Source organism: Salinimicrobium sp. TIG7-5_MAKvit, assembly GCF_049569215.1.
Lineage (GTDB): Bacteria > Bacteroidota > Bacteroidia > Flavobacteriales > Flavobacteriaceae > Salinimicrobium > Salinimicrobium profundisediminis.
In genome coordinates this window covers 3667527-3681168 of sequence record NZ_CP145903.1, presented here as the reverse complement: position 1 = coordinate 3681168, position 13642 = coordinate 3667527, and the positions used below count along the sequence as shown (strand labels likewise).

Genomic DNA, 13642 nt, shown 5'->3' with positions numbered 1-13642 from the left:
TAAAGCAGCAACCGTGCCAGAATAAGTTAAATGGTGTAGGCTAAGATTATTACGGGCTTGAAAGGGCAAATGCTTCTGAAATATTCAGGAGTGATACCTTACAAATTTACCTAAACCAGGTAAAATTTTCCTTCCGAATTCAAAATAATTTCTTCCGAAGTAACCAGTGAAAAATTAGGTGTCAAAAATGCCTTTTTTGAGAGGTAATTTAATTTCAGAAATGTTCAGTTTAAATCATTCTTTTTTTGCTCTTCCTGTTCTCTTTTGTGTACCTGCTTTCTAAGCTTGATCACAGTGTACACAGCAACAGCAATTAAAACTACTCCTGAAATAATGGCAAAACCCCATGCGGTACCCGACATAATTATTTTTTTCTAAAATAGTAAAATCATTTTAGATACTATTTCTCACATAAAAATAAATAAGGCCCGTAACAATTGACAGGGAAAAGCTTAGCAGGGTGCCAATAAGTACGTATTCGGTAAGTTTCCTGTCTTTAGCACGGGTAAGGTCGCTAAAGCGTAAGATTGATTTGGCTGCAATGAGCCAGCCAATTGCCGGCCACTGCTGTATGATGATAAAGGCAAAGACCAAAAGGCGTTCAAGCATTCCAATATATTTGCCGGCCTGGGGCAGGGATTCATTTTCTTTGTCTTCAGGCAAAACCCAGCGATTCATTAACAGCCTCATTATGATTGCAGCCACGGGACCAAGAAATACTATGCAGGTAATGAAAAGCAGTACCACAGGCTGAAGAAATTCCCTCGGTTCTATGGTAAATGCGTGGTAGCTGTAGGTTACTGCAGCAATAACCAGTATATGTGCTACCTGATCAAATATGAACAGTTTTCCTTTGTGGTAATGCTCCTCAAGATGTAGCTTAAGCAGGTCTATAAAATAGTGAGTGACCACAATTATAAGCATGCCCAGCCAATAAGTGAAGTTGAAGCCCAGCAGCGCCAGCATTACAAAGAAGTGAATGGCAATATGAGCGTAGAGTAGAGGAGAACGATGTTTTTTTTGCCTTTTTTGAGCCACCCAGCTGTCGGGTTGTAACAGGAAATCACCCAGGAGGTGAGCCAAAAGCAATTTTAAAGCAAGTGCTGTCATGGGCGATCAAATTTTTTACGATAAAAGTCTTCAAGCTGCATGATTTCGTCAAACCCACCCCGTTTCAAGGCTTCACTTAAACTACTTTGGGATTTGTTTAATTGTTGAGCCAATTCCGTCTGACTCTTTTCCGGGAATTTAAGAAAAACAGTAATGGTTTTGGCTACAGTAGCACTCCAGTTGTTCATAGTGAGCAGGGCCAGGGAAAAGAGCAGGTTGAAAGTTTCGTCTTTTTCCTGATCTCCTGTACGAATTCCCAGATGTTGCTTTTTTAGATTTTCAAAGCATTCTCCCGAACGAATAAATGCTGAGCCGTTAGATTCACTAATTTTCCTGGCCTTATACTCCTGCTCTCCAATTCCAATTGCCATTCTTACATCAAGCCCCGAAAGTTGCTTAATTCCCGCTTTGATCTGGAAAGCAGCATAAAGGGCTTCTTCAGGATCTAAAATAAGTTGGAAACTATCGCCTCTGGTAATTTCCCATTCCTGAGGTTCCTGGCCGTACTGCTCCAGTATTTCCTTAAGAACAGGAAGCCAGTGTGCTGCCGGCTCGGCTCTTGAATTTACAATATCTCCTGTGATTACTGCTTTCATAGTTTAAATATCGGGTTAATATCCGATATATGCAAATATAGGCTTATAACCCGATAATTTATATTATCGGAATTAAAGCCGATAATATTACTGAGAGTTGGAGGCTCAAAAAAAGCTATAGTTTTAAAGATCAGATGATCCATATATCACTTGAATTACTATTTTTAACGAAATTTTATAATTTACACTTGTGAAATCACTTTACGCCTTTTGCCTTCTATTTGTTCTTGCTTTTTTACCTGCTACTTCGCGTCCCATTGACGGGGAATTGGTAATTCGGCTTCAGGAGGATGAAAAATTGACTGGTACTTTTTCAGGAGACATTGATCAGCAGACTTCTGTGCATCTTTTGTTTTTGAAGAACAAGAAAGATGATCATTATATAGTTAAACCTTTTTTTATAGATGCCCACAGAAACATCACTGCATTAGAGACCTCGGTTTTTAAAGAAGAACCTTCTGTAGTTTCCTATCATTTAAAAGATGACATGCTCACGTTACTTCTTCAGCAGGGAAAAAGAAAAGAACAAAATCTGGAGATCCTGGAGTTTAATACTCTTAATGGCGATGTGCAGCAATTTACAGTGGCCAATTTCAAAGAACCTTACCTTCTTTTGAGAACCAAAGAGAAAACCTTTTTGCTGAACAAAGAGGATGACCAGGTTGAAGTAGTCACCATTTTGGGAGCCGGGGAACCACAAAAAACAACATTGAACCTTACTAACGTTTCAAAAGAGACCATAGAAAAATTATTTAAAGAGAAACCGGAAACCATTAATACGGAAGAATTTGTAGAACATGGTTCAATTTTACCCTCAAAACTTTACTATTCGGGTGATAAATTAGTTTTTGATTACAAATCTGAAGAGGAGTATTTCATTTTGACCGTTGACCCAGCCAGTGGAGACATAATGTTTTTAGTACAGAGTTTAAAGATATTGAAAAGGTTAAGGAAGTGAATTCTTATATCTACCAGAACAAAGCTTTTCTTTTTATAAACAATAGAGAAGATTTGATCCTTAGAACATACGATATTGAAAGTCAGGAGTTATTGGGAGAATTAAAACTGCGGGAGGAATATATGACTAATGACGAACTACAAAAGGTGATTAAGAAGAGTTCCAGGAAGAATTTCAGCCTTACTGCAGCTGTAAACGAGGGGTTGGAAAATACCCTGTTGATCAACCTTGATTGTGTAGCTACCTACGAGTATTTTTACCATTATAACTGGTGGTGGCACCACACCATGTTTCAAAATATGATGATGCAGCAAATGCAAATATCAAAACCAAATTTGCCTTTTGGTCCAAATGTAGGGGAAGATAACGACCTGTATTTTTATTATTCTTCCCGGCCTGTACAACTTGTAATGGATCAAAATCTAAAATTTATAAAGACTTCTGCTGGTACACCTGTGCGGCCACAGTTCAACAAGAGCAAGTACCTCGATATTTTCGAGAATAATGATATGGTAAAAGAGGAAACTATTTCTTTTACTTCAGGTTCTGTTAGAACAATATATTTTTCTGAAGTAACAAAAGCAGTACACCTTAAGATCTTTGACTAATATAAAAAGCGTCTGAAGGACACAAACACTTCTTCAGAAAGAAAATAAGAGTATTAAACTCCCTGATAGAAGCCCGGCTATAGTCGGGTTTTTTTATGCACAATTCTTTCGATCTATAGCTGGATTCCCGGGACTGTATGACAAATATCATTATTTAAGCCTTAGAGAGTGAGTATCTTTAATGTGCTGGTTAGTAAATGTTTTAAGCTGAAAATGACGGAAACCAGTCACAGCTCTCTTTAGAAAGACCTGGAAGACTGAAAGAATTTCAGAGTCTTTATAATAGCAAATCGGGGAGCCTTCCAATTGCAAGTTCCAGAGGATTAATCCTCTTGAGATAAAGCTTTAGTAGTTAATTTCTAAATCTACTGTTATGCAAATCAAAAAGAACCCAAAAGCAGATCTTGGAAGAAGGAGCATGATATTTTTCCAGGTGGGACTTATAATAATGCTCGGCATCACTTATTATGGTTTAGAATGGAGATCTTATGGCAGTGAAGATGTTGACCTTCAGGAAGTGCAGGTGACCGATTTTGACCAGGAAGACATTCCTATTACACAACTCAACACTCCTCCACCGCCTCCGCCACCTCCACCCCCGCCAATGCCCGAAGTGATAGAAGTTGTAGAAGACAAAATGGAGGTTGAGGAAACAGAGATACGCTCTACCGAAACCAGCCAGGAAGATAAGATAGAGAAGATCATTGAGGTAGAAGAAGTGGCCTATGAAGAGGAGGAAGAAGAGATTGAAAAAGTGCCTTTTATGGTCGTTCAACAAATACCAACTTACCCGGGTTGTGAAGGTATTAAGGACAAGGATGAGCAGAAAAAGTGTATGTCTCAAAAGATCGATGCCCATGTAAGGAAGCATTTCAATGTACGTATTAGTGAAGAACTGGGGCTCACCGGCATGAACAGGATCTATGTTGTCTTTAAGATCAATGAAAAAGGAGATGTTGCCGATATTAGGGCACGAGGGCCCAATAAGAGGCTGGAAGAGGAAGCAGCACGTGTTGTGAGGCTATTACCCAAAATGATTCCCGGCAGGCAAAGAGAAAAGCCGGTATCAGTAGAATACTCCCTGCCAATAATGTACGAAGTACGGGACCAAATTTAAATCTAAATAATATGACCAAAAAACCCCTTCAAGGTTCTCACTTTGAAGGGGTTTTATATTAACAGCAATGATTACAGCTAATTTGGCTGAACATCAACGCGAGATTAAAACCTGTTAAATTGCAGCTTTCTTTTCTTCTTTTTTATAGGCATCTGAATGAACATTGGCAACAGCTCTTCCCGATGGATCGTTCATATTCCTGAATGATTCATCCCACTCTAAAGCCGTAGGTGTACTACAGGCTACAGATGGCACCGATGGTACCGAGAGGGCAGCGGCATCACTCGGGAAATGTTCAGTAAAAATCGAGCGGTAAAAGAACTCTTCCTTGCTCTTTGGCGGTTGCACCGGGAACCTGAAATGGGCATTCTTAAGTTGCTCATCACTTACCTGTGTATTCACCATTTCCTTAAGCGTATCAATCCAGCTGTACCCAACTCCGTCAGAGAATTGTTCTTTTTGCCTCCAGGCCACACTTTTGGGAAGATAGTCTTCAAAAGCTTTTCGCAGCACCCATTTTTCCATCCGTTCACCATTGATCATTTTGTCCTGAGGGTTGATGCGCATGGCCACATCCATAAATTCTTTATCAAGAAAGGGCACTCTCCCTTCAATACCCCAGGCACAAAGCGATTTATTGGTCCTGAGACAATCGTACTGGTGTAGTTTATCCAGTTTTCTCACGGTTTCTTCATGAAACTCTTTGGCATTGGGAGCCTTGTGAAAATACAGGTAACCCCCAAAAATCTCGTCTGCACCTTCTCCCGAAAGCACCATCTTAATCCCCATGGCTTTGATAGCCCTGGCCATTAGATACATAGGTGTGGAAGCCCTTATCGTGGTCACATCATAAGTTTCCAGTTGATAAACCACGTCTTTAATTGCATCAATACCTTCCTGAATGGTAAATTCTATTTCGTGGTGAACCGTATCCAAATGCTCTGCCACTTTTTTGGCCGCAGCAAGATCGGGTGAACCTTCAAGACCAATGGCGAAGGAGTGAAGTCGTGGCCACCAGGCAGCATCGGCATCGTCACTCTCAATTCGTTTATCTGAATATTTTTTTGCTAAGGCTGAAGTGATCGATGAATCAAGCCCCCCGGAAAGAAGCACCCCGTAAGGAACATCACTCATCAATTGCCGGTGTACGGCAGCCTCAAGGGCCTTCCGCAGTTCAGCGATGTTGGTTTCGTTGTTCTTTACGTTCTCATAATCCATCCAGTCTCTTTGATACCAGCGTTGAAAACCTTCTTCTTCACTTGATAAATAATGTCCCGGAGGAAATAATTCGATCTTGGTGCAATGGCCTTCCAGCGCCTTTAGTTCTGAAGCCACGTAAAAGGTTCCGTTGGCATCCCAACCTATGTAAAGAGGGATAATACCCATGTGGTCGCGTGCAATTAAATACTCATCTCTCTCGGCATCATAAATGGCAAAGCCGAAGATCCCATTCATTTCGTCAAGGAACTTTGCGCCTTTATCCCGGTAAAGCGGAAGGATCACTTCACAATCAGATTCTGTCTGGAAATTATAAGTTCCTTCAAACTGCTTACGCAGTTCCCGGTGATTATAAATTTCACCATTGGCAGCAAGCACCAGATTTTGGTCTTCACTTATTAAAGGTTGTTTTCCAGAAGTAGGGTCAACTATAGCCAGTCTTTCATGGGCCAAAATAGCTTTTTCGTTACTGTAGATCCCGCTCCAATCGGGCCCGCGGTGACGCAGGCATTTCGCCATACTTAAAAGGCGGGGCCTTAAAGATTCAGATGATTCTTTTAATTCGAAAGCACATACAATTCCACACACAATAATCTAATTTTAAATTTGTATACGATGAGTCACAAATATCTAATAAAAATTTAGTAAGACTAATATTTAGACCTATAATTTTCTTTGAATTAGTTAAAATTATTATGGAAAAACAAATTATTACTGAAGAAAGAAACTCTAAAATGCCATTTTTGAGGGGACTAACCTGAAGGAGATTAGGTGAATTGTAACCAGGAGTAAATTTGAGTGTTCCGGTAGCCCAAATCTTAAACACAAATTCTGAAAATATATAGAAATATTCATTGTGTTGAAGTTCAGGTGTTAAAGAAATCGTTTTTCAATTTGTGAATATCTATTACTGAATTCTTTTAGGAACACCTGTCTAAAATGATATTTTTGGCACCCTAAAAAAATGAACTATGAGCGTTATTTGGTATGAATGTAAGGTGAAATACAGAAAAACACATGAAACGGGAGAGCAGAAGGTAACAACCGATACTTACCTGCTTGATGCGGTTTCTTATACAGAGGCCGAATCTCGAATCACAGAGGAGATGAAAACCTTTACCAACGAAGACTTCAGGATCATGAACATCAAAGTGGCGAATTTTTCGGAAGTTCATCCTTTTGAAAATTCCGACAGATGGTTCAAATCAAAAGTTTCCCTGATAGCACTTGATGAAGAGAGCGGTAAAGAAAGAAAAACGAATATTTACCTGCTTGTCCAGGCCAACGACATTAAAGAGGCTTTTGAGAACACAACTACGGCAATGGCCGATACTATGGGAGATTATACCATTCCCGCAATTACCGAATCTCCAATCTTAGATGTTTTCCCTTACTTTACAGGAGAAGAAGAGCAGTTAGAAAAATTTGGTGTTGAGACATCAAATACTTCGGAAGAAAATGTTGCCGAAGAAATTTCAGAAGAAGTTTCAGAAGAATCAGAAGCGGTTTAACTTCAGTAATAATAAGCTTCCAAAAATGGCAAAAATACCTCCACTTTCAGGAGGTATTTTTATTTCAGAAGTAATGTAGCTCAGGGTTAGGATTTTTCAGAAGAAAGAGAAAATGGGTACGCGATAGGATTTTTTCCGTTCTTATGGATTTTTTCCTACATTCTTTAAAATAAATTGCTACTTTTACCTTTTTTGAAGCCCATGAAAGAGCAGTTATTTGCAGTTATTGATGTCGAAACAACAGGAGGCGGGATTAATGGAAACCGCCTTACAGAAATTTGCGTGGTGCTGCTTCGCGGTTCTAAAATTGTCGACAAGTTTACCAGCCTTATCAATCCCGAAAAAGAAATTCCGCGGCACATCACCGGTTTAACCGGAATAGACAATGCTATGGTTGCCGATGCTCCAAAATTTCATGAAGTAGCTAAAAAGATTGAAGAGATTACCCGCGATGCCATTTTTGTAGCGCACAACGTGAATTTTGATTACAATGTACTTCGGAATGAATTTAAGGAGCTGGGATTTGATTACACCCGTAGAAAACTCTGTACTGTTCGCCTTGCCCGTAAACTTATGCCGGGTTTATTTTCCTACAGCCTGGGGAGGTTGTGTGATTCTATTAATATTCCTATTTCCAACCGCCACCGCGCCGAAGGGGATACCGATGCCACAGTTATTCTCTTTCAACGCCTGCTATCGTTAGATGATGATTATAAGGTGATCAATTCTTTTTTGCATGTACGTTCGCGACAGGCCACTTTACCGCCACATCTTGATGCCGAAGAAATTCACAGCCTGCCCGAAAGTCCGGGGATCTATTTGTTCAAAGACAGGCAGCAAAAAGTGATCTATGCCGGGAAAGCCATTGACATTAAGAAAAGGGTGATCTCCCATTTCTACGATCGTATGAGCAAGGAGTATGAACTGGGGCAGGAAACTTATTCTATAGACTATGAAACTACCGGGAATGAGCTGATGGCTTTGCTGTTGGAAGCAGAGTGCATTAGAAAGTATTATCCCAAATTTAACAGGGCGCAAAAAAGACCGGGGCCGGTATTTCAAATTGTGAGCTATACTAACCAACGCGGTATTTTGCAGCTGGCTATAGAAAAGACCAGTAAGCGTAGGGAGTCTATAGGCACTTTTTATAGCCGCAGCCTGGCGCAGGAAAAACTTGAATATTTATGCCGCGAGTTTAAACTTTGCCCAAAGTACTGCAGCCTTCAGGCTAATGTAGAACAGTGTAGCCACTATGAAATTGTGAGCTGTGAAGGAGTTTGCACCGGGGAAGAGGAGGTTGAATCGTACAATAATAAGGTAACGGCAGCTATTGGTTCCCTTACAGAAGAATCTTCCACATTTGTAATAAGGGAGAAAGGAAGGCACTATGAAGAGGAGGCTTTTATATTGGTAAAGGCAGGAAAATATTCGGGTTACGGCTTTATAGATGCAGACACGGCAATAAGTGGCCCCGATGATCTTGAGCCTTTTTTGAAGCCACAGCCGGCCACATATCACACCAACAAGATCCTGAGCAATTACATGCGGAAGCAGGGAAAACCCAACGTGGTATTTTTTAAAACTTCTGAAGAAGCTTCAGAATTTAAACCGGAAGTAAGAACCAGAAAAAATGCCAGGATCATGGCTACCCACGGCACACTTTCGCTTTTTGAATAATGAAATAATCAGTTGAAAATTTGCCATTTTTGACACTCCTGTTGAAGTAAGTCCTTTCAGAAGAGTGTATAAAAAACTAAAAGTTACCGAATTGCTTCAGTAACTTTTAGAATAGGAGGGCTAGATCTTGAATTAAATAATTTAAGCGGCTTGTTTCTTCACCGGTAGTTCACGGGTTAACCAGCCTCTTCTATTAGCTGTTGCCATGGCATAAGGGGTGATCCAGAACAATCCGAAAGTATAAAAGATACTGTACGAATAGGCCCAAAAAGCTTCAGCAATATTGTATTTCTTCGCATAAAAGAAAGCCGGCAGACTTGAGAAGATTAAGATACTTAAGAGAGTAGAACTAATGAACAACACCGGGTGCAGCACCAGTAACACGATCATGATAAGGAATAACGGATAGGCGGTTAACATGTGCATCCATTGGTTAAGAAGTAAAAGTCGGGTGCCCAGTTTTGATCCATACCGGAAAGGTTTAAAAGCAAACTTGGTCATCATAAGGTTTTCCCGCACGTTGCTTCGTTCCCAGCGGGTAAACATCTTGTGCAGACTGCTGAATTTTTCAGGAATGTTGGTAAGCACATAAGCGTTTCGCTGGAACAGAACGTGATAACCTTGCTTAAGGATCATGTTTGTCATGGCCCTGTCTTCACCAATATCTGTAGGTTGCCCCATGAACTTTTGGTTGATCCATTCGGGAAGGCAGTTCATTACGGCTTTGCTTCTATAGGCCGCAAGAGCACCGGGAGTACATAAAACCGATCCCAAAACACTTTGTGCCGAACGTATAAATTCAAAACTGAATACAAAACTTACGTTCAGCATGCGTGGGATGATGGCTTTTTGATTGTTGAGTACGCGAACATTTCCTGCAACTGCCCCGCAGTCTTTATTGGTAACGAAAGGGGAGACCAGGTTGCGAAGCGTATCTTTTTCAACTATAGAATCACTGTCTACCGTGACAAATACCTCGCCTGTGGCAAGATTAAATCCGCGGTAAAGCGCATGTCTTTTTCCCTGGTTGGTAGGTTGTTGATAGATATCAACGCTCTCTCCCAGCAATTCTTTTGCTTTTTTCATCCATTCCCAGGTGTCATCTTTACTGCCGTCGTCAATGGCGATTAGCTGTAGTTTTTCTTCGGGATAAAGGCTGTTGGTTAAACTCACCAGGGTGTCATACACCTGCCTGCCTTCATTATAGGCGGGTACAATAACAGTACAGGCCGGCAATTCTTCATCGGTCACCGAATTAACCGGTTTATACCGAAAGAATAAACTTCCAACGTAAGCGAGGAAACCCATCCTGAAAAGTAACAGGAAACCCGATACAAACAGGAGGATCATACCACCAATGGTATTCATTCTTCCCAGGTTCATTTGCTCAAATTGCGGCTGAAGAAGATATACAGTTAAGGCTCCTCCAAGTAATAACAGGAAGGTACCCGCTAAAGTGAACAGGTGCCTTTTTGTAAAAGATGCCTTTTGATAATTTTCCGGAACCTGTTGGGTTGCTGTAGCATCTTGCTGCGTAGCTTTAGTAACCTCAGGTTTTCTAAAAGAAGCGGATGAAATTAATTTTAAGTCTCTTGTAATCATATAAAATTATGTACTTATTTCTGTTTAAACTTTCTTGTAAGAGATGGTTTTCTCCGGGAAAGGAAGTACCAATTCACATACCAAATCTAAACAGGTGATAATGAAGGGGGATTTTACAGTAACTGGGGAAAATATGTGGGAGCAGGTGAGAAAGTTGTGGATTAAATACACAATAATCTGTTTCAAATCCGCAAAGAAGGCAGAGGTGTCAACAATAAATATAGGAATAGTTAGAAATGGGGTTTATTATTGACGCAATTTGTATTGCAATAAAACAAGAAAAAAACCCTCAGCAATTTTGCTAAGGGTTTTTTCTCCATTCTTGTTACGAGTAAAAACCGGTAGATCTAAACAAATGTTCTTTCCCCCCAGAATAACATTTGACAAGCCGAAGTTAATCAACTCTTTCACCTCCCAATCTTAACTCAATAGAATTTCTGATGAAGCTAAGATAAAGAGGAATAACCTCTTTTGAAATACCTACTTATAGGTATTTTTTTACGCACTTCTTCAGAAGGTGTTGATTGCTTTTTTATAGAGCCAGAACCTATTGAAAGCACTTACTAAAATAGTTTTATCAAGACTGATGGCTTCAAAAGTTTACTTCCAAAAATGCCATTTTTGGCACCTCTTTTATTTATGTGAGAAAATCTTCAAGAGGAATTCAGAGGTGAGAAATCTTCCTTAAAAATTCATAAAGAATTAAACCTTCGTAAATCAACGTGAGGCAAGCACTTCAATTTCAGTAGAATAAACTAGGAAACTTTTTTTGTTTTTTAGTTTATTTTGGCCTTATCTTTGCTTCGCTTTATACGATTAAAGAAAATTAAAACAAGAGTGAAATGAAGAAATTACTATTAGGCTTGCTTTTTACTACCGGCTTCGCCTTTGCTCAAGATCCTGTAGAACTGGATCTAAATGAGGCCGTAAGTTACGCCCTGGAGCATAAAGCTGAAGCTGAAAAGGCACGGTTAGACATAAAAAGTGCCGATGCAAAGATTGCCGAGGTGAGAGCCAGTGCGTTGCCAAACCTTTCGGCAAGTGCAAACACCACTTATAATCCCCTTTTACAGGAGAACGTTTTGCCGGGAGAGATCTTTGGGATGCCGGGCGAAGATATCGCGGTAGCTTTTGGAAAGGAATGGACCTCAAATGCCACAGCACAGTTAACACAAACCCTTTTTAATCAGCAAGTATTTACCGGTCTAAAAGCGGCAAAATCTACCAAAGAATTTTATCAGCTTAATGCTCAACTCACCAATGAAGAGATCATTGAGCGGGTAGCAAATGCTTATTACCAGGTATACCAGGCACAGCAAATGCTGGAAAATTTACAAAGTAACCTGGAGCTTACAGAACAGACTGTAGAAATTGTACAGGGGTTATTTGAAAACGGCCTGGCGAAGAAAATTGATTATGACCGTACCAAAGTGGCACTAAATAACCTGATTGCCAACAGGCAACAGGTGCTTAACTCTGTAGCCCTTAGCGAGAATGCTTTGAAGTTCATGATAGGTATGCCTATTGGGCAGGAAATTAGACTTCCTGAGCGGACTTTTGATCCGGTCATTTTGCCTGAAATAAATCCTCAAATGGTTGAGCGTACCGAAGTACAGCTTTTAAATAAACAACTGGAACTACTTAACTGGCAGAAGAAAGCCAGTATTGCTGAATATTATCCTTCTCTGGCATTAGTGGCCAATTACGGATGGCTGGGACAGGGAGATGTTATTCCTGTTGGAAATGGTGAGGATAAAGGCGTTTACTGGTCCGATATGTCGGCTATAGGGGTTAATCTAAGTATTCCCATATTTAATGGAGGGGCAACCAAAGCAAGAGTAAAACAAAACCAGTTTGAGATTGAAAAAGCCCGTGAAGACCTTGAAGATACCAAACTTGCAATGGAGCTGGCCCATGCCAACGCGGTGGCTCAATTAGAGAACAATTTACTCACTATTCAAACTCAGGAAGATAACGTTGAGCTGGCCCGGGAGGTATTTGAAGATACGCAAAACAACTACGGTCTTGGTCTTGCCAGTCTTAATGACATGCTTGACGCCGAAAGAGATTTAGCTGAAGCGAAAAATAACCTTACCAACGCCCGACTTGATTACAAACTTGCCGAAGTGCAGTTATTGAGATCACAGGGACAATTAGAAATACTTACCAATAATACTTTATAAAATGAAAAAGAAATCCATTATAACAATAGTAGCGCTTGTAGGAGTTGCTGTAGCTTTCTTTCTAATCCTTCAGAATAACAAAAGCAAAAACGAAGCAGAATTAGAGATTGTAGCTCAAAAGAATACCGAAGTTTCAGTAAGAACTGCAAATGTGACAAGTGAAAATATAAGCGGACAGTTCACCGTAAACGGAACTTTTGAGCCTGAAACCCGGGCGAATATTTCCGCAGAAATGGGGGGGCAAATTGTTGAGATCTATGTGGAAGAGGGAAGTGAAGTGAAAAAAGGACAGGTTGTTGCCAAACTTTCGGGAGACAAGATCAATGTAAACGTCAATAATGCAAAAGCAAATCTTGACAATGCAGAATCTACTTTGAGTAGATATGAAGCAGCTTTTCAAACCGGAGGTGTAACCGCCGTACAGCTTGACCAGGCACGTTTACAGGTGCAAAATGCAAGAGCACAATATAAATCGGCTCAACTAAGCTCGGGCGATACCAATGTGCGTTCAAAAATAAGCGGTATTGTAAACAAGAAGATGGTAGAAGAGGGAATGGTAGTTGGTGCCGGTACCCCCATCATCGAGGTGGTAAATATCTCTTCGCTTGAACTTAGGGTTGAAGTAGATGAAGCTATGGTAAGCCGTATCAAAATTGGTGACACCGTGAATGTGGTGCCAAGTGTAACAAAAGATACCATTAAAGGAAAGATAAGCTTTATAGCTCCTGCTTCAAACGGAGCCTTGAAATTTCCTGTAGAGATCACAGTTGAGAATGAGAATGGGCAAAGAAAAGCAGGGATGTATGCTACTGCGGTTTTAAATGAAACTGGAAATGACAATGTACTTACTATTCCAAGAGAAGCCTTTGTGGGTAGTGTAAGCGATAACAAGATTTTTGTGGTAGAGAATGGAACTGCACAACTCAAGGAGATACAGACAGGGATTAACTACGGAGATAAAGTGCAGGTTACTGCCGGACTCAATGAAGGAGATGTAGTGGTGACCAGCGGACAAATTAACCTTACCGACAATACTGCGGTAAACATTCTAAAATAAGAGAA

General features: G+C 40.3%; 12 protein-coding genes. 7 read left to right on the top strand and 5 right to left on the bottom strand.

Annotated elements, in window-relative coordinates; translation table 11 throughout:
• Positions 1-224: 224 nt before the first annotated feature.
• From V5739_RS16500 to V5739_RS16490, 3 genes are read right to left on the bottom strand one after another with little or no spacing between them, the layout of a single operon-like run.
• Positions 225-362, bottom strand: coding sequence for a hypothetical protein (locus V5739_RS16500; RefSeq protein WP_345598686.1), 138 nt, complete (start codon positions 360-362; stop codon positions 225-227).
• A gap of 31 nt (positions 363-393) precedes the next feature.
• On the bottom strand, positions 394-1110 hold the full coding sequence (locus V5739_RS16495; protein WP_423819068.1) for a DUF3307 domain-containing protein: 717 nt from the start codon (positions 1108-1110) through the stop codon (positions 394-396).
• Entirely contained in the window at positions 1107-1706 is a 600-nt protein-coding gene (locus V5739_RS16490; RefSeq protein ID WP_423819067.1) for a SatD family protein, read from the bottom strand. The genes V5739_RS16495 and V5739_RS16490 overlap by 4 nt, the downstream gene beginning before the upstream one ends.
• 190 nt (positions 1707-1896) lie before the next feature.
• Between V5739_RS16490 and V5739_RS16485 the strand changes: the two genes are divergently transcribed.
• From V5739_RS16485 to V5739_RS16475, 3 genes are all read left to right on the top strand, one after another.
• Complete coding sequence (locus V5739_RS16485; RefSeq protein ID WP_423819066.1) at positions 1897-2664, top strand: hypothetical protein; 768 nt, start codon at positions 1897-1899, stop codon at positions 2662-2664.
• On the top strand, positions 2661-3272 hold the full coding sequence (locus V5739_RS16480; protein ID WP_423819065.1) for a hypothetical protein: 612 nt from the start codon (positions 2661-2663) through the stop codon (positions 3270-3272). Before V5739_RS16485 ends, V5739_RS16480 begins: the two co-directional genes overlap by 4 nt.
• Before the next feature lie 373 nt (positions 3273-3645).
• Positions 3646-4389: an energy transducer TonB gene (locus V5739_RS16475; RefSeq protein ID WP_423819064.1), complete on the top strand. Its 744-nt coding sequence runs from the start codon at positions 3646-3648 to the stop codon at positions 4387-4389.
• Positions 4390-4503: 114 nt separating this feature from the next.
• Here V5739_RS16475 and asnB read toward each other — a convergent pair whose 3' ends face one another.
• On the bottom strand, positions 4504-6195 hold the full coding sequence (gene asnB / locus V5739_RS16470; protein ID WP_423819063.1) for an asparagine synthase B: 1692 nt from the start codon (positions 6193-6195) through the stop codon (positions 4504-4506).
• 383 nt (positions 6196-6578) lie between these two features.
• Here asnB and V5739_RS16465 point away from each other — a divergent pair, with 383 nt between their 5' ends.
• Positions 6579-7118: a DUF4494 domain-containing protein gene (locus V5739_RS16465; protein WP_423819062.1), complete on the top strand. Its 540-nt coding sequence runs from the start codon at positions 6579-6581 to the stop codon at positions 7116-7118.
• 201 nt (positions 7119-7319) lie between these two features.
• Positions 7320-8795: an exonuclease domain-containing protein gene (locus V5739_RS16460; protein ID WP_423819061.1), complete on the top strand. Its 1476-nt coding sequence runs from the start codon at positions 7320-7322 to the stop codon at positions 8793-8795.
• 141 nt (positions 8796-8936) lie between these two features.
• On the opposite strand, the gene V5739_RS16455 is transcribed toward V5739_RS16460, so the two are convergent.
• Positions 8937-10397 (bottom strand): glycosyltransferase, encoded by a 1461-nt coding sequence (locus V5739_RS16455; RefSeq protein ID WP_423819060.1) that lies wholly within the window; start codon positions 10395-10397, stop codon positions 8937-8939.
• Positions 10398-11239: 842 nt separating this feature from the next.
• Between V5739_RS16455 and V5739_RS16450 the strand changes: the two genes are divergently transcribed.
• A complete protein-coding gene (locus V5739_RS16450) occupies positions 11240-12580 on the top strand; it encodes a TolC family protein (protein WP_423819059.1) in 1341 nt (446 codons plus the stop codon).
• Between the two features lies 1 nt (position 12581).
• Positions 12582-13637 carry an efflux RND transporter periplasmic adaptor subunit gene (locus V5739_RS16445; protein WP_423819058.1) on the top strand — a complete coding sequence of 352 codons (1056 nt, stop codon included), beginning with the start codon at positions 12582-12584 and terminating at the stop codon, positions 13635-13637.
• Positions 13638-13642: the final 5 nt, after the last annotated feature.